The organism is Salinicola sp. CR57 (genome assembly GCF_003206585.1).
Classification (GTDB): Bacteria; Pseudomonadota; Gammaproteobacteria; order Pseudomonadales; family Halomonadaceae; genus Salinicola; species Salinicola lusitanus.
Genome location: NZ_PZJL01000001.1, coordinates 89,479 through 114,568, shown reverse-complemented (window position 1 = coordinate 114,568; position 25,090 = coordinate 89,479). Strand labels below are relative to the sequence as shown.

The window sequence follows — 25,090 nt, the reverse complement described above, 5'->3', positions numbered from 1 at the left end:
CAATCCGGCAGCCAGCGGTAATCCGACGATACTCGGTGATTCTGGAGGAGGCTTGCGGACAAGTCTCTTTTTCGGCGTTTTGCTTGTCGTCACGACGGGTTACTTCCTCGTCTGGGGCATGGGCTACATTCGGGGCGACAATACGCTGTTGTTCGTGCTGGCCACGTTGTTCGGTGTCTTCATGGCATTCAACATCGGCGGCAACGACGTCGCCAACTCATTCGGCACCAGCGTCGGCGCCGGCACGCTGACCATCAGGCAGGCGCTGTTCGTGGCGGCGATCTTCGAGGTCAGTGGCGCGGTCATCGCCGGCGGCGAGGTGACCTCGACCATTCGTGGCGGGATCGTCGATCTCGGTGGCATTCAGGTAGCGCCTCTGGACTTCGTCAACATCATGATGTCGGCGCTGATTGCCGCGGCACTCTGGCTGCTCTTTGCGTCGCGCAAGGGGTATCCGGTCTCGACTACCCACTCCATCGTCGGCGCGATCGTCGGCAGCTCGATCACCCTTGGCATCCTGATCAATGGCACCGACTCCGCGATGGATCTGGTCCAGTGGGGACAAATCGGTCAGATCGCGATCTCCTGGTTGTTGTCGCCACTACTGGGTGGCGTAGTCGCCTATCTGCTCTACTCCCAGATCAAGAAGCACATCCTCTCTTACAACGAAATGGCGAAGAGCGAGCTGACCGCGGTGCGCGAAGAGAAGCGGCAGCATAAACGCGAGCACAAGGCGCGCTTCGAACGGCTCTCGGAGATTCAACAGATCGCTTACACCCATGCCATGGCACGGGACATGCAGACGGTGAACGACGGTGATTACGGGACGGAGGATCTGGAGTCAGAGTACTACCGTGATCTGCACCAGATCGACGAGAAGCGGCGCCAGATTCACTCCCATCGCGCACTGGAGAGCTGGGTACCCATGGTGGCCGCGCTGGGCGCCATGATTATCTCGGCAATGCTGCTGTTCAAGGGACTGAAGAACATGCAGCTTGGCCTGAGCACACTCGACGACTACCTGATCATGGGGATGATCGGCGCTGTGGTGTGGATGGCGACCTTCATCTTCGCCAAGACTCTCAAGGGCGAGTCGCTGGATCGCTCGACCTTTCTGATGTTCAGCTGGATGCAGGTATTCACCGCCTCCGGCTTCGCCTTCAGCCATGGCTCCAACGACATCGCCAACGCCATTGGTCCGTTCGTGGCGATTCTCGATGTGCTGCGAACCGGAGCGATCGGCGATGAAGCCACGATCCCACCGCTGGCGATGCTGACCTTCGGTGTGGCATTGATCGTCGGGCTCTGGTTCATCGGCAAGGAGGTGATCAAGACCGTCGGCGAGAATCTGACCAAAATGCACCCGGCGTCAGGTTTCTCCGCGGAACTCGCCGCTGCCGCCGTGGTAATGCTCGCCTCGATGCTGGGCCTGCCGGTTTCCAGCACCCACATCCTGATCGGCGCCGTGCTCGGCATCGGCATGGTCAACCGTCAGACCAATTGGGCACTGATGCGGCCCATCGCCCTGGCCTGGGTCATAACCCTGCCGGCTGCGGCGATAATGGCGGCGATTGCCTTTCTGGTGTTGAGAGCCGTCGTTTGATCGCGCCAGCAGACGTTCGGAGTCGAATCGGCGAGCCAGCAACCCGCCTTTGGCCTTGTCGATATCGGACATCGGCATCGTGAACGCCTAAGCTCTGTCTGGAGAACCGGCGAGAGCGGGTATTTTTCAGACAAAGCGTAGTGCCTCGGTCGCGCGCTCACTCCACCCCCAGGTAGATCATCAGGCAGGCGCCGGGCAGGTCGGGGATCCGCAGCGGCAGGTAGTCGAACTCGCGGTCGGTGCCGTCCGGCATTCGCATCGCCTTGCGGCCGCTGCCGAGTTCGAGCACGCCCTGCTCGGCCCAGAGTTCGCGGAAGGTGTCGCTCGCCTCGAGCAGGTCGTCGATGAGTTGGCGCATGCGCGGGTCGTCGGCGTAGCGTGTGGCCTGGCTGCGAAAGATCGACACCAGGGTGCGCGCGGATTTCAGCCAGTCGACCTGATGCGTCTCCACGCGCTTCTGGGTAAATATCCACCACAGCTTGTTGCGTGGATGCTTGTCGCCGGGGCGCTCGATACTGAACAGCGCCCCGGCCGCGTCATTCCACGCGATCACTTCCCAGTAGGCGTCCATGACGTAGGCCGGTTCCGGTTCGAGACGATCGAGCAGGCGCTGCAGGATCGGATTGACCGTCGATTCGCCGTCGATGGCGCGCGGCGGTGCCGGGCGTCCGGCCAGCGCGTAGAGATGTTCGCGCTCGGTTTCGTTCATCATCAGCGCACGTGCCAGGCAGGCCAGGGCCCGATCGGAGGGTTGCACATCGCGGCCTTGCTCCAGGGCGGTGTACCAGGCCGAACCCATGCTGGCGCGGCTGGCCACTTCCTCGCGGCGCAGGCCTGGCGTACGCCGACGGCGACCCGGCGGCAGACCGGCCATCTCGGGCGTGATGTCGGCGCGCTTGGCACGCAGGAATTCGCCCAGCGAGGGCGAAGGGGAGTCGAATGCACTCATGGGGTGATGGCCGAGCCTGAGGTTTTCAAACGTAGGATAAAGTCGCGGATTTTGTAGGATAGTGGAGAATACTAGGGTTTCCGACAGCGGCGTCAACCGACGTCTTCTTGGCTGACCGGAGAGAGTGGATGGAACCCGATTCACGTATCACGCTGGGTCTCGGGCTCGACGATAGCGAACTCGGGGCCTTGCTGGCATCGGGCTGGGCCGATGCCACGCTGTTGCTGGACGAGTCGACCGCTCCCGCCGGACCTTCGTCCCAGCCCGGTCCGAATGCGGCGGTTAGCGAAGTGGTCGGTCTGCCCTTGTCGATCGGCGATGCCGGTGCGCTGCAACGGGCGGCAGCCTGGATCGACGATCGATACGGGCGGCTGGATGTCCTCGCCATCGGCACGGTCGAATGTCTCGCCGAACCCGACCGTCGCTGTCCCTGGGCAAGACGGACCTCACCCTATCGCTTTGCCACCCTGGGGCCGGTTCTCGCCTTCCTGCCACTGCTCGCCCGGGCGGGCGCGGCCCGCGTCGTCCGCTTTCCCTCCTTCGATGCGATCGGCGGCGAGGCGCTATCCGATCTGCTGCAGGGCACGGCGATTCGGCTGGAGACCCTGCCATTGCCCACGAGCTCCCAAATCTCCGGCCCGGGGGGCCGACAAGGCGCAGTCGGCATCGTCTGACCGGGCCGCCACGAAAGAGTGATCTTGCCAGACCGGGAAGCGAGCTACGCTCGATAAACACCCGCGATCCGCACGTAGCAACGACCTGACGACAATCCGATAACGATACACAACCGTGACTCGAGGCTCGATATGCAATGGACGATCAACGGCCAGGTTCGGGAGGCCGAGGTGGATTTCCGAACGTCACTGCTCGATCTGCTGCGCGAGCAGTTCCAGCTCAGCGGCACCAAGAAGGGCTGCAACCAGGGCGCCTGTGGTGCCTGCACCGTGCTGGTCGACGGGGAGCGCATCAACGCCTGCCTGGCACTTGCCGTTCAATATCAGGGCCGGGAGATCACCACGGTCGAGGGGTTGGCCGAGCATGGCAAGCTGCATCCGGTTCAGGCGGCGTTCGTCGAACACGACGGATTCCAGTGCGGTTACTGCACCCCCGGCCAGCTCTGCTCGGCGGTCGGCATGATTGGCGAACTCGAACGCGACCTGCCGAGTGCGGTCACGGCCGATCTGGCGGCGGACCAGATCGAGTGGCAGCGTGACGAGCTGCGCGAACGGATGAGCGGCAATCTGTGTCGTTGCGGGGCCTACAACGGCATCGCCGACGCGATTGCGGCGGTGCTCGCCGAGGAGCTGGGTGAGGAGATAGCGCGATGAACGCCTTCGACTATCACCAGGCCACCGACGGCACCCAGGCGATCGAGCAGGCCGTGCGTTGCCAGCAGGCGAAGTATCTTGGCGGCGGCACCAATCTGGTCGATCTGATGCGCGAAACCGTGGAGCGTCCGCGAACCCTGATCGACGTGACGCGATTGTCCCGCGATATCACCGACACCGATGGGGGCGGCCTGATCATCGGTGCCGCCGCCACCAACGCCGCGCTGGCCGGCGATGCGCGTGTCCGCCGCCGCTACCCGCTGCTGGCCCGCGCGATCCTGAGTGGCGCCAGCGCCCAGATCCGTAATATGGCGACCGTCGGCGGCAACCTGCTGCAGCGGACGCGCTGCGCTTACTTCTACGACACGGCGACACGCTGCAACAAGCGCGAACCGGGCGCGGGCTGCGATGCGCTCGAGGGCTTTCACCGCTACCACGCCATTTTCGGTACCTCGTCATCCTGTATCGCCACGCATCCCTCGGACATGGCGGTGGCGCTGGTGGCGCTCGATGCGCGTGTTCATTTGCGTGGACCCGCTGGTGATCGGCAACTGGCGATCACCGAACTCCATCGCGAGCCGGGCGAGCGTCCGGATCTCGAGACCGAACTGCAACCCGAGGAGCTGATCGTCGCGGTGGAGCTGCCGCCGTTGGCGATGGCGGTGCATTCCCAGTACCGCAAGGTGCGAGACCGTGCCAGTTATGCCTTTGCGCTGGTATCGGTGGCGTCCATGGTCGAGCTCGACGGAGACACCATCGCTGATACGCGCCTGGCGCTGGGCGGCGTGGGGACGAAACCGTGGCGGGCCTGGCAGGCGGAAGCGGCGCTGCGGGGCCAGCCGGCCACCGCGGCGACGCTCGCCGCCGCCGTCGATGCCGAGCTGGCCGCTGCCCGGCCGCTGCCGGGCAATACCTTCAAGGTCGAGCTGGCGCGACGACTGATGATCGCGGAACTGTCGCAGCGTCTCTCGGACGCGCGTAACGGAGGTGACGCATGAGTGCTCTCGATACAGGACGGTCGGGCGATACCCAACCCGCGGGCGTCGCCCTGGCCGGCGACTACTGGCGTCCGGAGGGGCGGCCGGATCCCTTGGGCGAGAAGGGGCGAAGCGGGATCGGCGCGCCGCTGTCGCGTGTCGACGGGGCGGACAAGGTCACCGGCGGCGCGCGCTTCGCCGGCGAGTTCCGCTTCGACGGCATGCTCTACGCCGCACTGGTCTACAGCACCATCGCCAACGGCCGCATCGTCGGGATCGATACCCGCGACGCCGAGTCCTTGGACGGCGTGGCGCTGGTGATGACGCACCAGAACGCACCGCGGCTCAATACCCCGCCGGTGTTCCTGCGCGCCCCCAACGGCGCCGCCGGCGACGATCATCCGATCATGCAGACCGATCGCGTCCACTGGAACGGCCAGCCGGTGGCGCTGGTGCTGGCCGAAACCCAGGAACAGGCCGATGCCGCCGCCGAGAGTATCCGCGTGGATTACGCGGCCGAACCGGCGATGACCGATTTCGCGATCGCCAAGACCCAGGCGCGCCAGCCGGACAACGTGCTCGGCGGGCCGGCCGAGATCCGCGTGGGCGATGCCGATTCAGCCCTGGCAGCCGCCGCCTACAGGGTCGACGCCACCTATACCACTCCACGCCACAATCACAATGCCATCGAGCCCCATGCGTTGACGCTGGCGTGGGTGAACGAGGCAGAGGGCGAGGGCGAAACGCTGCGAATTCACGATGCCTCCCAGTGCGTCGATCTGGCCGTGGCATCGCTGGCCGAGGTGTTCGGCATCGATATCTCGCGGATTCACATTACGTCGCCGTTCGTGGGGGGCGGCTTCGGTGGCAAGACACTGTGGCAGCATCAGATCCTGGCCGCGGCGGCGGCGAAGCTCGCGGGTCGCCCGGTACGGCTGGCGCTGTCTCGCGAGGGCGTCTACCGAGTGGTCGGCGGACGGGCCTGCACCGAGCAGCGGGTCGCCCTGGGGGCGGACGACCGGGGCAGGCTGCAGGCACTGATCCACTCGGGAGTCGCGGCGATGACTCGCCACAACAACCTGCCCGAACCCTTCTTCCAGGCGACCAAGTGCCTGTACGCGGCCGACCATATCCGGTTGTCGACCGATGTCGCGGACATGCACATGCTGGCCAACACCTTCATGCGTGCGCCGGGCGAGTCGGTGGGCACTTTCGCGCTGGAATCGGCCCTGGACGAGCTGGCCGACCAGCTCGGCATGGACCCGCTCGAACTGAGGGCGCGCAACGAGCCGGAGCGCGACCCTACCAGCGGCCTGGCGTTCTCCTCGCGTCACTTGCTGGAAGCGGCTCGCGCGGGAGCCGAACGCTTCGGCTGGTCCGAGCGCAGCGCGACGCCCGCCGGCCGGCACGACGGCGAGTGGCAGATCGGCATGGGCTGCGCCACGGCCACCTATCCCTACATGCGCATGCCCGGGGCCGCGGCCAGCATCACTCTCACGCCCGACGGCGCGACCGTGGGCATCGCCGCCCATGAGATGGGGATGGGCACGGCGACGGTGCAGACCCAGGTCGCCGCCGCACGGCTAGGTCTGCCGGTGGAGAAGATCGCTTTTCGGTATGGCGATTCACAGCTGGCCGGAAGCGTGCTGGCGGGTGGCTCGCAGCAGACGGCGGCGATCGGCGGTGCGGTGATCGCGGCGCAGCGGGCGCTGGTCACGGAGCTGCTGTCGCTGGTGGATGAGCATTCGCCGTTGTCCGGTCTTTCGCCGGACGAGATCGAATGCCGGGACGAAGGCCTCGGCGCCATCGGCGATGGCTCGCGCTTCGAGAGCTATCGTCAGATCCTGGCGTCCGCCGGCCGCAGCGAACTCTGCGTGGAGGCGAACGCCGCCGAATCGCAAGAACTCGGCAACTGGTCGATGCACTCCTTCGGCACGATCTTCTGCGAGGCGGGGGTGAGCGCGGTCACCGGCGAGGTGCGCGTCCGCCGCCTGCTCGGGTCATTCGACTGCGGCCGGATTCTCAACGCCAAGACGGCGGCTAGCCAGTTCCGCGGCGGCATGATCATGGGCCTCGGGATGGCGCTGATGGAGGAGACACTGTTCGATGCGCGCAGTGGCCGGGTGATGAACCCCAGCCTGGCCGACTACCACGTGCCGGTGCAGATGGACGTGCCGGAGATCGAGGTGATGTGGACCGATATTCCCGACCCGCGCACGCCCATGGGGGCCCACGGCGTCGGTGAGATCGGCATTACCGGCGTCGGCGCGGCGGTGGCCAATGCGGTCTACAACGCTTGCGGAAAGCGTGTTCGCGATCTGCCGATCACGCTGGACAAGCTGCTGTAGCCGATCGACGACGGTTTCGGTTTGTGCGGTTTTTGCGCATGATTGGCGGCACCGTTTTCCGCGCCCGACGTTTACCGTCGGCGCGCACTGCCGAGGACCGAAATCGTCATGAAAGGAATCGCATTGGGAGTGTCGCTGCTGTTGCTGGGCTCGTCGAGTGTGGCGCTGGCGGAGGACGATGACGTCGATGTGCGCGATACCGTCGATCCGATCGTCGCGTCGTTGATGCAGCAGCAGAGCATCCCCGGCATGGCGGTGGCGGTGGTACGGCCGCAGGGCGTGCAGATTCTGAACTACGGCGTCGCCGATCGTGACGACGGCACCCCGGTCGACGGCGATACCCTTTTCGAGATCGGCTCGCTCAGCAAGATCTTCACCGCCACGCTGGCCACGCTTGCCGCCGTCGAGGGCAAGCTCGATCTGGATGCGCCGGTCAGCCGTTATCTGCCGGCGCTCGAGGGCAGCGCGTTCGACCGGATCAGCGGGCGCAACCTGGGCACGCACACCACCGGCGGACTGCCGCTGTTCGTGCCGGACGAGGTGACGGACCACGACTCGCTGATGGCTTGGTACCGACAGTGGCAGCCGACCGAGGCGATCGGCGAGGTGCGCACCTACTCCAATCTGGGTATCGGTCTGCTCGGCGTCGAGACTGCCGCGAGCCTCGATCAGGGGTTCGTGCCGGCGATGCGGGCTCGGGTGCTGGAACCGCTGGGTTTGCAGCACACCTGGTACGACGTTCCCGAGGCGCAGATGGCGCATTACGCCATGGGCGAGGACAAGCAGGGCGAACCCATTCGCGTGGCGCCCGGGGTGCTCGATGACGAGGCCTACGGTATCAAGACCACTGCGGGCGACCTGGCCCGGCTGGTGCAGGCCAATCTCGGCCTGCTCGAGATCGACGACGACCTGCAGCAGGCGATCGACATCACGCGCCAGGGCAATTTCCAGGTCGGCGACATGACCCAGGATCTGATCTGGGAGCAGTACCCGCTGCCGGTCTCGATCGATACGCTGCTGGCGGGCAACGGCTACGACATGATCCTGAAACCCAACGCGGCCAAGGCGATCGAGCCACCGCAGGCACCGCGGGACGACGTCTGGATCAACAAGACCGGCTCCACCAACGGCTTCGGCGGCTATGTGGTTCTCGTGCCCGGCAAGCAGGTCGGGCTGGTCATGCTGGCCAACAGGAACTATCCCAACGATGCGCGAGTGCAGGCGGCCTACCAGATGCTGTCGAAGCTGAACGTGGTCGACGGTGGCGATGCGCGGTAATGAGTTCGCCGAACTGCAGGCATTTCTCGCCGTTGCCGAGCAGGGCAGCTTCGTTCGCGCGGCGGAGGCGCTGCAGGTCTCGCCATCGGCCCTGAGCCAGACCATCAAGGGGCTCGAGGCGAGGCTCGACGTCCGGCTGTTTCATCGCACCACCCGCCGGGTCGGGCTGAGCCAGGCGGGGGAAAGGCTGCTGGCCCGCCTGAAGCCGGCGGTGGAGGAGGTCGAGGCGGCCGTCGCCGATGCCGCCGAGCTCGGTGAGCGGCCCCAGGGCCGCCTGCGTCTTCATGCCTTCCGGGTCGGCTACCAGCTCTATCTGGCACCTCTGCTGGCCCGCTTTGCCGAGGCGTATCCCGATATCGAACTGGACCTGACGCTGGACGATCAGCCGGTCGACATGATCGAAGCGGGCTTCGACGGGGCGATCCGGCTCGGCGAGCTGCTCGAGCAGGACATGATCGCGATGCCGCTGGGCGCGACCCTGCGCCACTGCGTGGTCGCGTCACCGGCGTACGTGAAGCGCCACGGCAAGCCCGCCACACCCTCGGACCTGCACCGGCACCGCTGCATCAATTGGCGCTGGCCGGGGCAGATGCATCCGTACCAGTGGGAGTTCCATCGCGACGGTGGCTGGTTTCGGGTCGCCGTCCATGGTCCGCTGATCGTCAACGATCTCAGGGCCATGCTCGAGGCGGCCGTCAACGGCGTCGGCATCGCCTTCACCGTCGATGCCTGGGCAGCCCCGTTGATCCGCGAGGGGCGCCTGGTGACCATGCTCGACGAGTGGTGCGCGCCGTTCGACGGGTTCTACTTCTGCTACCCGCGTCAGCGTCACCACCTGGCCGCGATGCGGGTCTTCATCGACTTCCTCAAGCGGAACGCCTGAGGCGCCAGCGCCCGGGTCAGGCCTTCGAGCGGGACGCCTGAGGCGCCAGCGCCCGGGTCAGGCCTTCGAGCGGGACGCCCCGTGCAGGGGCAGACGGAGCGTGGCGATCAGGCCGTGGGGCTTTCGAGACGGCGAGGTCACAAGGGTGATCGGTTCCCGGGGTTGTCGTCGCCATTGTCGGATTGTGTATTTCCAGCTTCATAGCGCATGAATATTTCCCCCGATTATCGTTCTCGTCTCACTCAATAGACTGCTCCTCGTTGGTCGTGCCGTCGTACGACCCTTCATGAGACGGAGTAGTTGCCATGACGGAACTGACAGACAAGGTCGTACTGATTACCGGTGCGAGTAGCGGCATCGGCGAAGCCACCGCACGCCATCTGGGGGCGCGGGGGGCCCGACTGATGCTGGGGGCGCGTCGCGTCGACCGGCTCGAACGTCTGGCCGACGAGATACGCGAGCGCGGTGGCGAGGCCAACTGGCGCCAGCTCGATGTCACCTCCATCGATTCCATGCGCGGTTTCGTCACCGCAGCGCAGGAAACCTATGGTCGCGTCGACGTCATCATCAACAATGCCGGCGTCATGCCGCTTTCGAAGCTCGAGGTGCTCAAGCTCGACGAGTGGAATCGGATGATCGACGTCAACATTCGCGGTGTCCTCCACGGTATCGCGGCGGTGCTACCGGTCATGCAGGACCAGAAGGCGGGTCAGGTCATCAATCTGTCCTCCATCGGCGGACATGCGGTCTCGCCCACCGCGGCCGTCTACAGCGCGACCAAGTTTGCCGTGGGGGCGATCTCCGAAGGGCTGCGCCAGGAGGTGGGGGGCGACATTCGCGTGACCGTGATCAGCCCCGGTGTCACCGAATCCGATCTTGCCGACTCGATCACCGATCCGACTGCCCAGGAGGCGATGAGAACCTTCCGCCAGGGCGCCATACCGGCCGAGGCCATTGCCCGATCGATCGCCTTCGCCATCGAACAGCCGGCCACCGTCGATGTCAGCGAAATCATCGTTCGCCCCACGGCCAGTCCCTACTGACCTTGGCCGCTGGATCGGACACCCGAAAGGGAGGAAGCGAGATGACATTGACGACACTGGGAACATCATGTTGCCACGGGGCACTATGGCTCTCGACGGCGCTGTTCGCTCTCGAACCGGCACATGCGGCGAGCGAGCGGGAGCGCCTGGAGACGGGAAGAGAAGTGATCGAGCGCCTCAACCAGGGGCAGCCCCAGCCCGCGCTGGAGGCCATGCGCGAGGAGTTTCCCTTCCTGGCCGATGCCACCCAGGGCTATGCGCTGGGTGAGGTGTGGGGCCGCGAGGTGCTGGATGATCGCACGCGTCAGCTGATCACTGTCGGTGTCTTCGCCGCTCTCGGCCAGCCTGCCTACATGAAGATTCACGCCGGTTACGCCCTGAATGCCGGTGTCAGCGAGGAGGAGTTGAAGGAGGTCATCTACCTGACGACCGTCCATGCCGGGTTTCCGCCGGCCATCGCGGCATCCGTCGCTCTGTCCGAGCTGTTCGAGGAGCGGCGCCAGCTTGTCGAGGCGGGGCCATGACCGGCCGCGTCCGGCATTTCCGAGGCTACCGAAAAACGTGCATCGGCATCTTCGCTGCCGCGCTCGGCTTTGGGGCCCAAGCATCCGCAGAGAATCACGAGGGGGTCACCGACATGACGGATCGAACCTACGTTGGCTTATGGGCGACGGCAGACGGTCACGTCCGCCACGAGCTACTACCGAATGGCCGCTACGACGAGGCCAGGGGGACGCGGGAGAGTGCCTACCAGGGCCGATATGAAATCACCGGAGACCACATCGAGTACTGGGACGACACCGGCTTTACTGCCGATGGCGATTTCATCGATGGTGTCCTGCACCACGGCGGGATGGTGCTCTATCGGCAGGAGGCGTCGCCAACAGCGAGATAGAGCGGCGAAAAGCCAGACATGGGTCGAACGGATCGCCCGCCCTGGTTCATCCAGGGCGGGCGGTGTTTTTCACGGAGGGTGGCGATTCGGTTCAGCTGCCGCTGGTTTCCGGTTCCGAGCTTGGCACGGGCGTGGTGGTCAAATCCGGCTCGCTCAGTTCCAGCAGCTCGCGTGACATGGCGCGAACGTCGTAGAGCAGTTGCGGGTTGTCGGTCAGTGCCTTGCCATAGGAGGGGATCATCGACTTCAGCTTGGCCTGCCACGCTTCGCTGGACACCTGGTCGGGGAAGACCTTCTCGAGCAGGGCGAGCATGATCGACGGTGCCGTCGAGGCGCCCGGCGATGCGCCCAGCAGTGCGGCGATGGAGCCTTCAGCACCGGTTACCAGTTCGGTGCCGAACTGCAGGGTGCCGCCCTTGCCCTCGATATCCTTGATCGTCTGCACTCGCTGGCCGGCGGTCCACAGTTTCCAGTCGTCGCGGTTGGCCTCGGGATAGTAGTTCTGAAGCTCCTTGAACTGGCCGCTTTCCGACATGCGAAGCTGGCTGATCAGATATCGCACCAGATCCAGGTTGTTGATGCCGACCTTGGTCATCGGCCACAGGTTGTTGGGCGTGATCGAGCGCACCAGATCGGTCCAGGAGCCGTTCTTGAGGAACTTGCTGGAGAACGTCGCGAAGGGGCCGAACATGATCGCCGGCGTACCGTCGAGGATGCGCTTGTCGATATGGGGCACCGACATGGGCGGCGAGCCGGCCGGCGCCAGCCCGTAGACCTTGGCGTCGTGCTTGGCGACCACTTCCGGGTTGGTGGTGTAGAGGAACTGGCCGCCGACCGGGAAGCCCCCGTACATCCGGGCTTCGGGAATGCCGGACTTCTGCAGCAGTGGCAGGGCCGCACCGCCCGCGCCGATGAAGACGAAGCGGGCGTTGACGCTGCGCTCGTTCTCGCCGTCGCTGGTGTTGGCCACGGTGACTTTCCAACTGCCGTCCGCATTGCGCTTGAGGTCGCGCACCTGCGTGTTGACGGAGAGGTGGAAATTGTCGCGGCGGGCCAGCGAGTTCATCATCTGGCGGGTGATCTCGCCGAAGTTGACCTCGGTGCCGATCGGCATGCGGGTCGCGGCCACGGGTTCGTCGGTATCGCGCCCCGTCATGACCAGCGGGATCCATTCCGAGATCTTCTTGGGATCGTCGGAATATTCCATGCCGGCGTAGAGCGGGCTTTCCCGCATCGCCTCGAAGCGTGTCTTCAGAAACGATACGCGCTCGCCGCTCCAGACGAAGCTCAGGTGCGGCACGGTATTGATGAAGGAGCGCGGGTTGGCCAGCACGCCTTCACGGACCTGGCTGGCCCAGAACTGGCGTGATACCTCGAACTGCTCGGTAATGCCGATGGCGCGCTTGATGTCGACGCTGCCGTCGGGCTGCGGCGAGGTGTAGTTCATCTCGGCAAAGGCCGAGTGGCCGGTGCCGGCGTTGTTCCAGACGTTGGAACTCTCTTCGGCCGCCTTATCCAGGCGCTCGTAGAGGTGGATGGTCCAGTCGGGCTGTAGTGACTGGAGCAGCGTTCCCAGGGTGGCGCTCATCGTGCCGCCGCCGATGAGAACGACGTCGACGTTTTGGGTCTCGCCGGATTCGGCGCCAGTCTGGGTCTGCAGGCTGGAGACGAATGTCATGCCGTGACGCAATTTCATGAAGGTTCTCTGTCTGATGGATACGGACAGGCGCGAACGCGACTAGGACGACAGTTTAATGAGGTCGCGGCGTTAGTGCCATGACTATGACAGAGGCGGCGTGGATGGGAGGTCGTCGTTTAGTATATTTATTCTTTCGAATCAGTAAGTTGAACGGAAAAGATGAACTTCCTACAGATTTGAAGGAAGAAACCCCGCACCGCCGAAGGGCGGTACGGGGTCATGGCCTGCGCGATGGCGGCGCGGGTCGGGTGTCAGGTGTCGGTCCGGGACTCGCCGGCGACCGGGCCGCTCGGTTCGATCGCCTCTTCGGAGGGCGCATCGCCTTCCTCGCGCTCAGCCTTCACCGCCTGCTCGAAAGTGGTCGGCTCCGGTCCGCCGCCGACCAGCCCCAGTGAATTGGCCGTGCGGCGGCGCAGGTCGCGCAGTAGCTCCGGGTTGTCCGCCAGTTTCTGGCCGTAGGAGGGAATGATCTCGTGCAGTTTTTCCTGCCATTCCGCGCTTTCGACCTGCTGCGGGAAGACCCGGTTCAGCAGGCGCAGCATGATCGGCGGCGCGGTAGACGCCCCCGGCGAGGCGCCCAGCAGTGCCGACATGGTGCCATCTTCCGACGCGACCACTTCGGTGCCGAACTGCAGCACGCCACCCTTTTCGGGGTCGTTCTTGATGATCTGTACGCGCTGACCGGCGGTCCACAGCTTCCAGTCATCGGGGTTCGCCTGCGGGTAGAACTGCTTCAGCGCATCCATCCGATCGTCGTCGGACTGCATCACCTGGCCGACGAGATACTGGACCAGATTGAAGTTGTCCATGCCGACTTCCATCATCGGCCAGGTGTTGCTGAAGGTCATCGAGCCAAACAGGTCGGTCCAGGAGCCATTTTTCAGGAACTTGCTGGAGAACGTCGCGAACGGCCCGAAGAAGATTGCCGGCTGGCCGTCGAGCATTCGAGCATCCATGTGCGGCACGGACATCGGCGGAGAACCTTCCGCGGCGAGGCCGTAGGCTTTCACTCGATGCTGGGCAACGACGTCCGGGTTGGTGGTGTAGAGGAACTGGCCACCTACCGGGAAGCCGGCGTACTGCTCGGCTTCGGGAATGCCGGAGGCCTGCAGTAGCGGTAGTGCGGCGCCGCCGGCACCGATGAACACGTAGCGGGCGTTGACGCTGTGTTCCTTCTCGCCATTGGCGAGATCGGCGACGGTGACTTTCCAGGTACCGTCGTCATTGCGATCCAGGCCGCGCACTTCGCTGTTGAGCGAGAGCTTGAAGTGGTCGTTGTCACTCAGCGAGTGGATCAACTGGCGGGTAATCTCGCCGTAGTTGACCTCGGTACCGATCGGCATGCGGGTCGCGGCAATGGGCTGATCCCCATCGGCGCCGTCCATGACCAGCGGCAGCCACTGGCGGATGGTGTCACGATCTTCGGTGTACTCCATCTGCTCGTAGAACGGGTGCTGGTGCATCGCGGCATAGCGGGCACGCAGGAAGTTGACGTGGTCGTCGCCCCACACCAGGCTCATGTGCGGCATGCTGGTGATAAATGACGCCGGGTCGTGCAGTACGCCCTGGTCGACCTGATGGGCCCAGAACTGGCGCGAGACCTCGAAGTCCTCGGTGACCTTGATGGCGCGGTCGATGGCGACGCTGCCGTCCTCGAGTTGCGGCGTGTAATTCATCTCGCAGAAGGCCGAGTGGCCAGAGCCGGAGTTGTTCCACGCGTTGGAGCTCTCTTCCGCGACTTCACCGAGGCGCTCGAACAGGGCGACATTCCAGTTCGGCTCCAACTCCTGAATATAGGTGCCGAGCGTTGCGCTCATCGTGCCGCCACCGATCAGAACGACATCGACGGGTGTCTCGTCGGCGGCCATCAGTGCCGAGGAGATCGTCAACAGGCCTACTCCTGCCGCCATGCTGCGATAAAGTTTCATTGAATGATCCCTGATTCCTGAATGAAGTCGATCGCGATCACATGAATCCCTCAATCATTGATGAAAAAATGAGTGGATCATGATCGAAGGACTGTCACGAAAGTGTCGTGTCGATGATGCCGACATCACGTTCTGAAGCATTCTGCGATGCAGACAATGTGATCTGCCGCGGGCGAGAGTCGGGCGATATTCTAGGGAGCGGAGGTAGCGCTGTAAATTGTCGCAGGGCGCGTGAGGTAGCGCATATCTTCACAATGATTTTATAAGTTTAATATTAAAATCGAGAGGATGCGTAGAATCATGAGGTTGTCGAATTTCTCAACAATGCTGGAAGCTTTTTAGTGCTGTTTTTAAACTAGATGAACTAAAGAAATTTAAGATGTGACAAAAAGAGGGACTCTCGAATGCAATGGAAAATCCGCTATTTCGTCGCGGTACTTGGCGTACTGGCGGTCAGCGGATGCGCTCGACAGGAGCTGGCTTCACCCCGTGAGCCGGCCATCACTGCCATTCGATACCAGGCTGGTCCCTGCCATGGAACTTGCCCGGTCTATCGTGTCGACCTTCGGCAGGATGGAACGACTCGCTTCATCGGCGAGCGCTATACCGCCGTCGAGTGCGAGCGGATGACAACCGGCGACCCGGAGCGTTTTGCGCTGGTGAAACAGCGTCTCTCGGCCTGGCAGCCAGCCATGGGAACCACGCTTAAGACGGCCGAGACGCCGCGTTGCGGGCCGCGGGCCACGGATTTCTCCCACTACACGGTGACCTGGATACGTCGCGACGGTGAAGTGGCGGTGCTGGAGCATGACAGCGGCTGCCGGTCGGATGATGCGCGCCAGCTCACCGCTGTACTGCGGTCGCTTCCCGAGATGTTGCACATCCAGAGCTGGGTGCAGCCTTGAACCCCGAACGGCGGCGTGTCGTCGCGGCAGGCATGGAGACGCTCTCCCTTCGACCATTCCGTGCTTGACGGCCATCGTTTCGTTTAGCATGCTAATAAGGTCTCGCGACAAAACGTCGCAGGGCGCCCCATTACCGAAGGAGTGGTCATGAAAGCGTTCAACAAGCTGTTTTCGATGTTGGCCGCCATCGTCGTCTCCGCCGTGTTGCCGTTTTCCATGGCAGCGGAGAGCGAGGCCAGCCAGCACCTGAATTCCTATAGCGGTAGCAGTGTCACCACCTCCGTTACCAGCGAGAGCAAGCAGGACGACGAATCCGCCTAGCAGTGACGGGCAGGCGTCGTGGCGAGGTAACGGGCGAGCAGCAAGCGTGAACGAGAGGCCCCGGCGTCGATTCGATGCCGGGGCCTCTTTGCGTCGGTGCCTGCGCTTGCCGAGGCATGCGAAACCGTCACCCGGGGCGCCCTGGGGCTAAAGTCGGCTGGTAGAGGACGCCCGCGCGGGTGAGGATAAGCCTCTTTCTGTCGGAGCCGAGCCCATGCCTGTCTACGCCTATTTCGACGCGGTACCGAGTCTGCCGGACCGGAATCGCTACTGGGTCGCACCAAGCGCTCATGTCATTGGCCAGGTCGAGCTCGGGGAGGATGTGGGGATCTGGTTCAACGTGGTGATCCGTGGCGACAATGACCGCATCGTGATCGGCGCGGGCAGCAATATTCAGGAGGGATCCATGCTGCATACCGATCCCGGTTTCGTGCTGCGTGTCGGTCGTGGCTGTACCGTCGGTCATCACGCGATCCTGCACGGCTGCACCCTGGGCGACAACACGCTGATCGGCATGGGGGCTACCGTGCTCAACGGCGCCGAGATCGGCAGCAACTGCCTGGTCGGCGCCAATGCGTTGGTGACCGAGGGCAAATCCTTTCCCGACAACTCGCTGATCGTGGGCGCGCCGGCAAAAGCCGTGCGCACGTTGGACGACAAGGCGATCGAGGGATTGAAAGCGTCGGCCGCGCACTATGTCGAGCGCTGGCAGGCGTTCTCCCGCGGGTTGAAACCGCTCGACCTCGATTGAAGCGCCGGAGATCGAGCGAGGTGCGAGCCCGCTCTCTCCCATTGGCTGGCTGAATGCCGGAGGGGCTTTTGCCCTAATTCCTCGCGCCGGCGATGTTGCCGGCGTTTGCGGTAACTTCCCCCGTTCATGACTACAGTGTGCTGGCGGACCGCAAAAGACCGGGGCGAGGAGAGTGCCATGACGAACCACTACACGACGGACGAGCCGGATCGCGAAGCCCTGCGTGCCACCCCGGGGCCTGTCGTGGTCGAATTCGGCGCGCCCTGGTGCCCTTGGTGTCAGGCTGCCCGGCCACTGATCGACGAGGCGTTCGCGGGCCACGAGGGCCTGACGCACTTCAAGATCGAGGACGGCAAGGGCCGCCCGCTGGGCCGAACTTTCCGGGTCAAGCTCTGGCCGACGCTGATCTTCCTGCTGGATGGCGAGGAGGTCGCGCGCTGCGTGCGTCCGGAATCGGCGGAGTCCGTGAAGCAGGCGCTGGCAAAAATCGTCACGTCAAGGTGAGGATTTCCGCTACGCTTGGCCTCATCCAGCCGTGCTTTGTTCGATCGAGAGGGGAAGACTCGTGGCCGCAGGCAGTTTACTGACACTACTCGACGACATCGCCACGCTGCTCGACGACGTATCCCTGATGACCAAGGTCGCCGCCAAGAAGACGGCGGGGGTTCTGGGTGACGACCTGGCGCTCAATGCCCAGCAGGTCACCGGCGTTCGCGCCAATCGGGAGCTGCCTATCGTCTGGGCGGTAGCGAAAGGGTCGCTGCGCAACAAGCTGATTCTGGTCCCCGCGGCGCTGCTGATCAGCGTCGTCGCTCCCTGGTTGATCACGCCGCTGCTGATGCTGGGGGGCGCGTTTCTCTGTTACGAAGGGGCGGAAAAACTGGCCCACAAGTTTCTGCATGGCGGGGGAGAAGCGAGCAATGAGGCGGTGCGGGCCGCGGCGCAACTGAAGTCGAAAGAGGAGCGCCTGGCTTTCGAGAAAGAGAAGATCCAGGGGGCGGTTCGTACCGACTTCATCCTCTCGGCGGAGATCATCGCCATCACGCTCGGCTCGGTGGCCAGCGCCAGCTTCCTGCAGCAGGTCGTGGTGCTGGCGATCATCGCCGTCGCCATTACCGGCGTGGTCTATGGCCTGGTGGCAGGCATCGTCAAGCTCGACGATCTCGGCCTCTATCTCACCGAGCGTGCCGCGCCTGTCGCCCAGTCGATCGGCCGCGCCATCCTGTGGGCGGCGCCCTACCTGATGAAGCTGCTGTCGATCGTCGGCACCATCGCGATGTTCCTCGTCGGCGGCGGTATCCTGACCCACGGCATCCCCTTCATTCACCACGGCATCGAGGATCTCGCCGAGGCGCCCGGCGAGATCCCGGGTATCGGCACGATCATTCAACCGCTGACGCCCATGCTGCTGAATTTCGGCTTCGGCCTCCTGGCCGGTGCGCTGGTGCTTGGCGCGGTCTTGCTGATCAAGAAGTTCCGATCCGGTAGCAGCCATTGAGTCGAGCCACAGCTGGCTCACCTCAGCGACAGTTACCGAGCAGCGCACGCTCCAGGGCGAATACGTGGGCGTCCTCGAACCCCAGCTCGCGCAAGGCAGCGGCCAGATTGAGCAGGTAGTCGCGATTGGGACCGCTGGGACCGTGTGATTCGGCGATCTGCCGCGCGATGGCCGCTTCCTCGGCGGGGCCGAGATAGGCCGCATTATCCTCCCCCGCCAGATAGACGACGCCTTCGGTTCTTTCTACCTCTCCCGAGGGTGCGTCCTCGAACGTCATCTCGGTCACCACGCGCAGGTAGCCATTCTTCTCTCGAACATCCAGCGGTTCGAACACCCGGGGGGAAATGCGGTAGGCCATGCCGTGGCAGACGGCGTTGTCTTCCGGCACCAGTGTCACCACTCTTCCCGGTGCTTCCGGCGTACCGCGATGATCGTGAGAGCCTTGCCAGAAGCGACGCGTCCAGCCGCGAATCGACGCCGGCCGGCGCTCCAGATAGTCGAAATCCGCCTTCCAGATCAGTGAGCCGTAGCCAAAGAGCCATACCGACTCGTGCTTGTCGAAGTAGGTCATCCGGCGGTTGTGGGTGGTGGTATCGAAGGACATGGGACTCCGTTGCAGAACGCTGGCGAATACGCAATATGCGGTGGCAGGGGAGACATCTCAAGGCCGCTTCTCGCCCTCGGCGCATGCGAATCAGCCAGCGGTCGATTTGACAGCGTGCCCGCTGCTGCCATGTTGAAAGTCCGTACTGCTTCGAGGAGACAACATGGCCCGCCAGAGACGAATCGTCGAAGTCCTGATGCAGCGTCACGGTCGAACCTTCGCCAGTGAACTCGGCGTCGACCTGCGCAAGAACACGCCGTCGCCGCTGTTCCGCCTGCTCTGCTATTCGCTGCTGACCAGCGCGCCGGTCAGTGCCGACCTGGCGATGCGAGGCGCCAGGGCAATGGCCGAAGCCGGCTGGACGACGCCACGGAAGCTGCAGGCGAGCGACTGGGCGAGTCGGGCACGGGTGCTCAATGAAGCCGGCTACGCCCGCGTCGACGAGAAGACGGCCACGCAGCTGGCCGACATGAATGCCGAGCTGCTGGATACCTATGCTGGCGATCTGCGCAAGCTGCGGGAAGCGGCGGGCAGCCCGAAAGCCCTGCGCAAGCGGCTCAAGACGTTCAAGGGAATCGGCGGTACCGGTGCCGATATCTTCCTGCGCGAGGTCCAGTCGGTATGGGATGAATGCTATCCCTACGCCGACAAGGCAGCACTCTCGGCCGCCGACAAGCTGGGGCTCAAGGCCGATGCGGAGAAGCTCGCCAACAAGGTGTCACCCGAGGACTACCCCAGGCTGATGGCCGCACTGGTTCGTTGCAAGCTGACCAAGGATATCAAGAGCGTGCTGGAGGCGGCGAAAGCCTGACCGCCTACCACTGCCGTTCAGGGGCGCTCAGCCATTGGCTTACCGGGCCGATACCGTCGGTGCACCAGGGTTCGCTCAGTCGGGTGATGAAAAAGCGAGTCTGCTTGCCGAATGCCCGACTCAAGCGGGAGCGCAGGAATTCGATCGGATCGGTCGACTCGATCAGCCACGTGGTGCGGAACAGTACAATGGAGTCGAATCGCCGGAGCATCGACTCCAGGCGATGACGGTCCATTCTCCCCAGCGGCCTGTCGAAGGTCAGGCAGTAGATACCCATGGCATGCTCCTTGCTGCCGAATTAACCAGATCCAGTTCAGGGTAGCTCGTTCGGAGATCGATTGTCCTTATCGCGGATGAAGTCGGGAAGCCCCCGCTGATGCCTGCCGGCCCAGGTGGCTCAGGGCTCGGCAGGGTCCTTCGTGGCGGGTTCGTCGTCCGCCCGGGGCAGGATCAGGTTGAGAATGATCGACGCCAGCGCGCCCGGAATCAGGCCTGACTCCAGCAGCACGCCGATCTGCTGCGGTGCGCCCTGATAGAGTCCGCTCTGGGCCGGCAGGCCGATCGCCAGCGCCAGCGATACGCCGACGATCAGCATGTTGCGCTTGTTGAACCTGGCGTGAGAGAGCATCTTCACCCCGGCGCTGGCGATCATGCCGAACATGATGATCACCGCGCCGCCCAGCGCCGCCGCCGGGATGGCGGATACCAGGGCTCCCAGCTTCGGCACCAGCCCCGCCAGGACCAGGAAACCGCCGCCGAGCGCGACGACAAAGCGGCTGGCGACCCCGGTGAGCGCCACCAGGCCGACGTTCTGGCTGAAGCTGATCTGCGGGAAGGCGCCGAACAGTGCGGCAAAGCTGCTCGAGAGCCCGTCGGCCATGACGCCGCCGGACAGCTCCCGCGCTGTCGGTTCGCGCTCGGCGCCGCCGATCGCCGTGCCGGAGATGTCGCCGATCGACTCGGCGCAAGTGACCACGGCCATCAGCGTGATCGCTAGGATCGCCGCCGGGTCGAAGGCAAGACCGATCTCGAAGGGGATCGGAAGCTGGAACCAGCCGGCTTCGGCGACGCGGGAAAAATCGAGCAGGCCCATCGGTGCCGCCGCCACGCAGCCGACCAGGATACCGATCAGTACCGCGGCCTCTGAGAGAAAGCCGCGGCAGAACTGGTGGAACGCCACGGTCACCACGAACACCAGTGCCGCCAGCAGCAGATGATGCGGTGCGCCGAAGTCCGGAGCGCCGACGCCACCGCCGACGTAGGCAAACCCCACCGGCAGCAGCAGGATGCCGATCAACAACACGAAGGTGCCCGATACCACCGGCGGGAAGAAGACGCTCAAGCGCCTGTAGCAGAGCCCCACCACCGCCATCGCCAGCCCACCGATCAGGGCGCCGCCGAACACCGCCGGCAACCCCTGGTTGGCGGCGATCGGAATCATGACCGGCACGAAGCCGAAACTGGTACCCATGACGATGGGCAGACGGGCGCCGAGAGGGCCGATGCCGAGCGTCTGGACCAGTGTCGCCACGCCCGCGACGAACATCGCCATCTGCACCAGGAACACCGTATCGGCACCCGAAAGCCCTGCCGCGCCAGCGATGATCAGCGGCACCGCAGCGTTGCTGACGAACATGGCCAGCACGTGCTGTATACCAAGAGGGATGGCTTTTCGCAGTGGCGGAAAATAGTCGACGTCGCGTAACGGGTTTTTCTTAGTTTTTTGATTTTCTTCGAATTGATGCAATGAATCCGACCGTTCTGCGGTATCCAGGCTCATGATTGACTCCCACGTTGATTGTTTTTATCCGCTCTTGGGAAGCTACTGTAGATTGTTTTTGTGTACAAAAAAACTGTCGACGAGGCGTCGCTTGCGACGGCTGTTTCAGCGCTGTTCGGCCTGGGGCCACCAGCGCGCCAGGGCGGACTCCGCCTGGCATTTGATCTCCTCGTCGATATAGATCGATACCGCCACCAGAGCGGCAGCCAGGACACTGGCATCATCGGTATAGCCGACACCGGCAATGAAATCGGGAATGGCATCCAGCGGCGAGATGAAATAACCGAGCGCGCCGATGATGGTCGACTTGGCCCACAACGGCACATCGGGGCGCTTCAGCACGAAATAGAGCTGCAGCGCCTTCAGCGCCACCTCGCGGCCGGCACGTTTGCCGAAGCGGGTCATCTTCCGCCAGAAGCGCTCGTCGCTGTAACTCTCGGCATGGCTTTCGAGCCTGCCAGCGCGAGCCTCGCTCTCGTCGGACAGCGTATCCGCTGCCTGGTACTGACCGTCGTCGTGAGGCAGCGAGGGAGTGCTGTTGGGGAATAGGCGGGGAAGGCGGGGCATGGTCTGGCTCCATCGTCACGAGCTGTCGCCGTAGTCTAGCGCACGTCGGCGCGTCTCGGCTTGCGGCGAGCTTGATCCGACGCTGGCGGCGACGTCATGATCGATCGATACGTATCGATAGTAAAAACTGACAATGTCGACTGACGCTCAAGCACAATACCCCTGGCGCTGAGGCTCGCCGCGCTTCATCTCGATGATAAGGACAACGACATGAACGAGACACTTTCGACCGAGGTCAACGTGCCCGCCATCGATGGCGAACGCCTGTGGCAGACACTGATGGAGCTGGCCGTGATCGGCGGCACGCCCAAGGGTGGCTGCAATCGCCAGGCGCTGACCGAGCTCGACCGCGAAGGTCGTGAACTGCTGATCCGCTGGTGCGAGACCGAAGGCCTGACGGTGCGCTTCGATGCCATCGGCAACCTCTTCGCCCGCCGCGATGGCAGCAAGGCCGACGCCGACCCGGTCGTCATCGGCAGCCATATCGACACCCAGCCCACCGGCGGCAAGTACGACGGTTGCTTCGGTGTGCTGGCGGCCCTAGCGGTCATCCGAACGCTCAACGCCAACGGCATCGAGACCGAACGGCCGATCGAGCTGGTTTCCTGGACCAACGAAGAGGGCTGCCGGTTCGCGCCCTGCATGATGGGCTCCGGCGTGTTTGCCGGTCAGCTCACGCTGGAAGATGCCCTGTCGCGAACGGATGTCGACGGCATCACTGCGGGCGAAGCGCTCGAGGCGATTGGCTACGTTGGGGACGATGCCAATCGTCCCGGCCGATTTGCGGCCTATCTCGAAGCCCATATCGAGCAGGGGCCGATCCTCGAGGACGAGGGCAAGACCATCGGCGTGGTCACCGGGGCGCTGGGACTGAAGTGGTTCGATGTCACGGTGACCGGCATGGCGGCCCACTCCGGTTCGACGCCGATGCATCTACGCCAGGATGCGCTGCTGGGCGCGACCCGGGTGGTCGAAGCGGTCAATCGGATCGCGCTGGCGCACCAGCCCGACGGTCGCGGGACGGTGGGGGCGTTTCAGCTGCTGCCCAACTCGCGCAACGTGATCCCAGGACAGGTGAAGCTGAGCGTCGACTTCCGGCACAGCGAGGGCGAGGTGCTCGACGCGATCGTCACCGAGTTTCGCCAGACGCTGGACGCCATCGCCCGCGAGACTGGCCTTGCCATCGAGATCACGCCCACCGCCGATTATCCACCGCAGCATTTCGCCGCCGATTGCATCGCCGCCGTGCGTCAGGGTGCCCAGGCCAACGGCTATACACACCGGGATATCGTCAGCGGCGCCGGGCATGATGCCGTCTTCATCGGCGACATCGCGCCGGCGGCGATGATCTTCATTCCCTGCGAGAAGGGGATCAGTCACAACGAGAGCGAGTACGCCGCGCCGGAAGATGTCACCGCCGGCGCCAACGTATTGCTGCACGCGACGCTGAACCTGGCTGGGCCTGTGGCCGGGGCTGTGTCATGAGCGGCGACGGGCACAACAGCATGCGCAATGTAACGACGACCGAGCTGGCCGATCTGACCGCCCTCGAGGCCCTGGCGCTGTTCGAGCGGGGCGAGCTCTCGCCGGTGGAGTTGACCCGGGACTGCCTGGCGCGCATCGAGCGCCACAACTCGGTCGTCAACGCCTTCTGCCATGTCGATGGTGAGGGCGCGCTGGCGGCGGCGCGGGCATCGGAAACGCGCTGGCGGCGTCATGATCCGATGGGGCCGCTGGATGGCGTGCCCAGCACGATCAAGGATTTGACCCTCACCGTCGGCATGCCGACCCGCAAGGGCTCGACGACGACGTCGGCGGATGGCCCCTGGACGAGCGATGCCCCTTTCACGGCGCGGATGCGCGAGGCGGGTGCCGTGCTGCTGGGCAAGACCACCACGCCTGAGTTCGGCTGGAAGGGAGTGACCGACAACCCGCTTTACGGCATCACCCGCAATCCGTGGAATCCCGAGCTGACCGCCGGCGGGTCTTCGGGTGGGGCCGGCGCCGCCGCGGCGCTCAATCTGGGCATGCTGCACCAGGGCAGCGACGCCGGCGGCTCGATTCGGATTCCATGCGCGTTCACCGGCACGTTCGGCATCAAGCCGACCTTCGGCTGGATCCCTCAATGGCCGGCCAGTGCCATGACGACCCTGTCGCACCTGGGGCCGATGACGCGCACGGCCGCCGACAGCGCGCTGATGCTCTCGGTGATCGCCCAGCCCGATGCGCGGGATGGCTATGCTGGTCCTGACTGTCCGCTCGACTGGCTGGCCGCCGCGCCGCGCCGGCTGGACGGCATGCGCATCGCCTACAGCCGTGATCTGGGCTACGTCTCGGTGGCGCCGGACATCCTGCGTGCCGTGGAGGCGGCGGTCGAACGGTTGCGGGCGCTGGGCGCGGAAGTGATCGACGTCGATCCGGGGTTCGGCTCACCCAAGGTGAGCTTCGATACGCTCTGGCACGCGGGTGCCTCGCGGCTGCTGGACGGCTTGAGCGACGCCCAGATCGAAGCGCTGGACCCGGGCCTGCGTGCCATCGCCGAGCATGGCAAGACACTGTCGCTGACCGATTACCTGGTCGCTCGCGAGCAGCGCGCGGCTCTGGTGGCGCGGATGGCCGAATTTCACCGCGAGTTCGACCTGCTGGTGACCCCGACGCTGCCGTTGTCGGCCTTTGCCGCCGGTCATGAAGTGCCACCCGGCAGCGACTATGTCGACTGGGTGGACTGGACCCCGTTCAGCTACCCCTTCAACCTCACCCAGCAACCCGCTGCCTCGCTGCCCTGCGGTCTGGACGACAATGGCTTGCCGGTCGGTCTGCATCTGGTCGGCCCGCGCTATCGTGACGACCGCGTGATGGCCGTGGCCCGGCTGCTGGAAACGCAACTGCCCAGGTTGGTGCCGCCGCTGGCGATGGCGTGAC

General features: G+C 64.4%; 25 protein-coding genes. 18 read left to right on the top strand and 7 right to left on the bottom strand.

The window, feature by feature from the left end; translation table 11 throughout:
* The first annotated feature begins 52 nt into the window (after nucleotides 1–52).
* Nucleotides 53–1,603 (top strand): inorganic phosphate transporter, encoded by a 1,551-nt coding sequence (locus tag DOM56_RS00505; RefSeq protein ID WP_198655628.1) that lies wholly within the window; start codon nucleotides 53–55, stop codon nucleotides 1,601–1,603.
* 157 nt (nucleotides 1,604–1,760) lie between these two features.
* On the opposite strand, the gene DOM56_RS00500 is transcribed toward DOM56_RS00505, so the two are convergent.
* A complete protein-coding gene (locus tag DOM56_RS00500; RefSeq protein WP_110707029.1) occupies nucleotides 1,761–2,552 on the bottom strand; it encodes a helix-turn-helix transcriptional regulator in 792 nt (263 codons plus the stop codon).
* A gap of 128 nt (nucleotides 2,553–2,680) precedes the next feature.
* Here DOM56_RS00500 and DOM56_RS00495 point away from each other — a divergent pair, with 128 nt between their 5' ends.
* The 9 genes from DOM56_RS00495 to DOM56_RS00455 all read left to right on the top strand — a co-directional run bounded on the left by DOM56_RS00495 (nucleotide 2,681) and on the right by DOM56_RS00455 (nucleotide 11,304).
* Nucleotides 2,681–3,226 carry a hypothetical protein gene (locus DOM56_RS00495; protein ID WP_110707028.1) on the top strand — a complete coding sequence of 182 codons (546 nt, stop codon included), beginning with the start codon at nucleotides 2,681–2,683 and terminating at the stop codon, nucleotides 3,224–3,226.
* 132 nt (nucleotides 3,227–3,358) lie between these two features.
* Nucleotides 3,359–3,880 carry a 2Fe-2S iron-sulfur cluster-binding protein gene (locus DOM56_RS00490; protein ID WP_110707027.1) on the top strand — a complete coding sequence of 174 codons (522 nt, stop codon included), beginning with the start codon at nucleotides 3,359–3,361 and terminating at the stop codon, nucleotides 3,878–3,880.
* Entirely contained in the window at nucleotides 3,877–4,878 is a 1,002-nt protein-coding gene (locus DOM56_RS00485; protein ID WP_110707026.1) for a xanthine dehydrogenase family protein subunit M, read from the top strand. Before DOM56_RS00490 ends, DOM56_RS00485 begins: the two co-directional genes overlap by 4 nt.
* Nucleotides 4,875–7,205, top strand: a complete 2,331-nt coding sequence (locus DOM56_RS00480) for a xanthine dehydrogenase family protein molybdopterin-binding subunit (RefSeq protein ID WP_110707025.1) — start codon at nucleotides 4,875–4,877, stop codon at nucleotides 7,203–7,205. Before DOM56_RS00485 ends, DOM56_RS00480 begins: the two co-directional genes overlap by 4 nt.
* A 108-nt stretch (nucleotides 7,206–7,313) precedes the next feature.
* Nucleotides 7,314–8,483, top strand: coding sequence for a class C beta-lactamase (gene ampC / locus DOM56_RS00475; RefSeq protein WP_110707024.1), 1,170 nt, complete (start codon nucleotides 7,314–7,316; stop codon nucleotides 8,481–8,483).
* Entirely contained in the window at nucleotides 8,473–9,366 is an 894-nt protein-coding gene (locus tag DOM56_RS00470; protein WP_110707023.1) for a LysR family transcriptional regulator, read from the top strand. Before ampC ends, DOM56_RS00470 begins: the two co-directional genes overlap by 11 nt.
* A gap of 305 nt (nucleotides 9,367–9,671) precedes the next feature.
* A complete protein-coding gene (locus DOM56_RS00465; RefSeq protein ID WP_110707022.1) occupies nucleotides 9,672–10,409 on the top strand; it encodes an SDR family oxidoreductase in 738 nt (245 codons plus the stop codon).
* Between the two features lie 41 nt (nucleotides 10,410–10,450).
* Nucleotides 10,451–10,933, top strand: coding sequence for a carboxymuconolactone decarboxylase family protein (locus DOM56_RS00460; protein ID WP_110707021.1), 483 nt, complete (start codon nucleotides 10,451–10,453; stop codon nucleotides 10,931–10,933).
* 113 nt (nucleotides 10,934–11,046) lie between these two features.
* Nucleotides 11,047–11,304: an Atu4866 domain-containing protein gene (locus DOM56_RS00455; protein WP_110707553.1), complete on the top strand. Its 258-nt coding sequence runs from the start codon at nucleotides 11,047–11,049 to the stop codon at nucleotides 11,302–11,304.
* Nucleotides 11,305–11,395: 91 nt separating this feature from the next.
* Here DOM56_RS00455 and mqo (DOM56_RS00450) read toward each other — a convergent pair whose 3' ends face one another.
* Nucleotides 11,396–13,000, bottom strand: a complete 1,605-nt coding sequence (gene mqo / locus DOM56_RS00450; RefSeq protein ID WP_110707020.1) for a malate dehydrogenase (quinone) — start codon at nucleotides 12,998–13,000, stop codon at nucleotides 11,396–11,398.
* A gap of 254 nt (nucleotides 13,001–13,254) precedes the next feature.
* Nucleotides 13,255–14,931: a malate dehydrogenase (quinone) gene (gene mqo / locus DOM56_RS00445; RefSeq protein WP_110707019.1), complete on the bottom strand. Its 1,677-nt coding sequence runs from the start codon at nucleotides 14,929–14,931 to the stop codon at nucleotides 13,255–13,257.
* A 404-nt stretch (nucleotides 14,932–15,335) separates the two neighbouring features.
* On the opposite strand from mqo (DOM56_RS00445), the gene DOM56_RS00440 reads away from it, so the two are divergent.
* The 5 genes from DOM56_RS00440 to DOM56_RS00425 all read left to right on the top strand — a co-directional run bounded on the left by DOM56_RS00440 (nucleotide 15,336) and on the right by DOM56_RS00425 (nucleotide 18,406).
* Nucleotides 15,336–15,836 carry a DUF6438 domain-containing protein gene (locus tag DOM56_RS00440; RefSeq protein ID WP_110707018.1) on the top strand — a complete coding sequence of 167 codons (501 nt, stop codon included), beginning with the start codon at nucleotides 15,336–15,338 and terminating at the stop codon, nucleotides 15,834–15,836.
* A gap of 147 nt (nucleotides 15,837–15,983) precedes the next feature.
* Nucleotides 15,984–16,157, top strand: coding sequence for a hypothetical protein (locus tag DOM56_RS19620; RefSeq protein ID WP_157958123.1), 174 nt, complete (start codon nucleotides 15,984–15,986; stop codon nucleotides 16,155–16,157).
* Nucleotides 16,158–16,371: 214 nt separating this feature from the next.
* On the top strand, nucleotides 16,372–16,908 hold the full coding sequence (locus DOM56_RS00435; RefSeq protein WP_110707017.1) for a gamma carbonic anhydrase family protein: 537 nt from the start codon (nucleotides 16,372–16,374) through the stop codon (nucleotides 16,906–16,908).
* 177 nt (nucleotides 16,909–17,085) lie between these two features.
* The gene (locus DOM56_RS00430; protein ID WP_110707016.1) at nucleotides 17,086–17,412 is read left to right on the top strand and encodes a thioredoxin family protein; all 327 of its coding nucleotides are present in this window, start codon (nucleotides 17,086–17,088) and stop codon (nucleotides 17,410–17,412) included.
* Nucleotides 17,413–17,473: 61 nt separating this feature from the next.
* Nucleotides 17,474–18,406, top strand: a complete 933-nt coding sequence (locus tag DOM56_RS00425; RefSeq protein ID WP_110707015.1) for a DUF808 domain-containing protein — start codon at nucleotides 17,474–17,476, stop codon at nucleotides 18,404–18,406.
* 22 nt (nucleotides 18,407–18,428) lie between these two features.
* Here DOM56_RS00425 and DOM56_RS00420 read toward each other — a convergent pair whose 3' ends face one another.
* The gene (locus DOM56_RS00420) at nucleotides 18,429–19,010 is read right to left on the bottom strand and encodes a gamma-glutamylcyclotransferase (protein WP_110707014.1); all 582 of its coding nucleotides are present in this window, start codon (nucleotides 19,008–19,010) and stop codon (nucleotides 18,429–18,431) included.
* Nucleotides 19,011–19,173: 163 nt separating this feature from the next.
* Here DOM56_RS00420 and DOM56_RS00415 point away from each other — a divergent pair, with 163 nt between their 5' ends.
* Nucleotides 19,174–19,821 carry a hypothetical protein gene (locus tag DOM56_RS00415; protein WP_110707013.1) on the top strand — a complete coding sequence of 216 codons (648 nt, stop codon included), beginning with the start codon at nucleotides 19,174–19,176 and terminating at the stop codon, nucleotides 19,819–19,821.
* Between the two features lie 4 nt (nucleotides 19,822–19,825).
* Here the strand turns inward: DOM56_RS00415 and DOM56_RS00410 are convergent, their stop codons facing one another.
* From DOM56_RS00410 to DOM56_RS00400, 3 genes are all read right to left on the bottom strand, one after another.
* Nucleotides 19,826–20,098, bottom strand: a complete 273-nt coding sequence (locus DOM56_RS00410; RefSeq protein WP_110707012.1) for a hypothetical protein — start codon at nucleotides 20,096–20,098, stop codon at nucleotides 19,826–19,828.
* Between the two features lie 120 nt (nucleotides 20,099–20,218).
* Nucleotides 20,219–21,568, bottom strand: a complete 1,350-nt coding sequence (locus DOM56_RS00405; RefSeq protein ID WP_280951275.1) for a nucleobase:cation symporter-2 family protein — start codon at nucleotides 21,566–21,568, stop codon at nucleotides 20,219–20,221.
* 138 nt (nucleotides 21,569–21,706) lie between these two features.
* Nucleotides 21,707–22,168, bottom strand: coding sequence for a YkvA family protein (locus DOM56_RS00400; RefSeq protein ID WP_110707010.1), 462 nt, complete (start codon nucleotides 22,166–22,168; stop codon nucleotides 21,707–21,709).
* Nucleotides 22,169–22,378: 210 nt separating this feature from the next.
* On the opposite strand from DOM56_RS00400, the gene DOM56_RS00395 reads away from it, so the two are divergent.
* Entirely contained in the window at nucleotides 22,379–23,653 is a 1,275-nt protein-coding gene (locus DOM56_RS00395) for a Zn-dependent hydrolase (protein WP_110707009.1), read from the top strand.
* A complete protein-coding gene (locus DOM56_RS00390; protein ID WP_232822114.1) occupies nucleotides 23,650–25,089 on the top strand; it encodes an amidase in 1,440 nt (479 codons plus the stop codon). The genes DOM56_RS00395 and DOM56_RS00390 overlap by 4 nt, the downstream gene beginning before the upstream one ends.
* The last annotated feature ends 1 nt before the right edge of the window (nucleotide 25,090 follow it).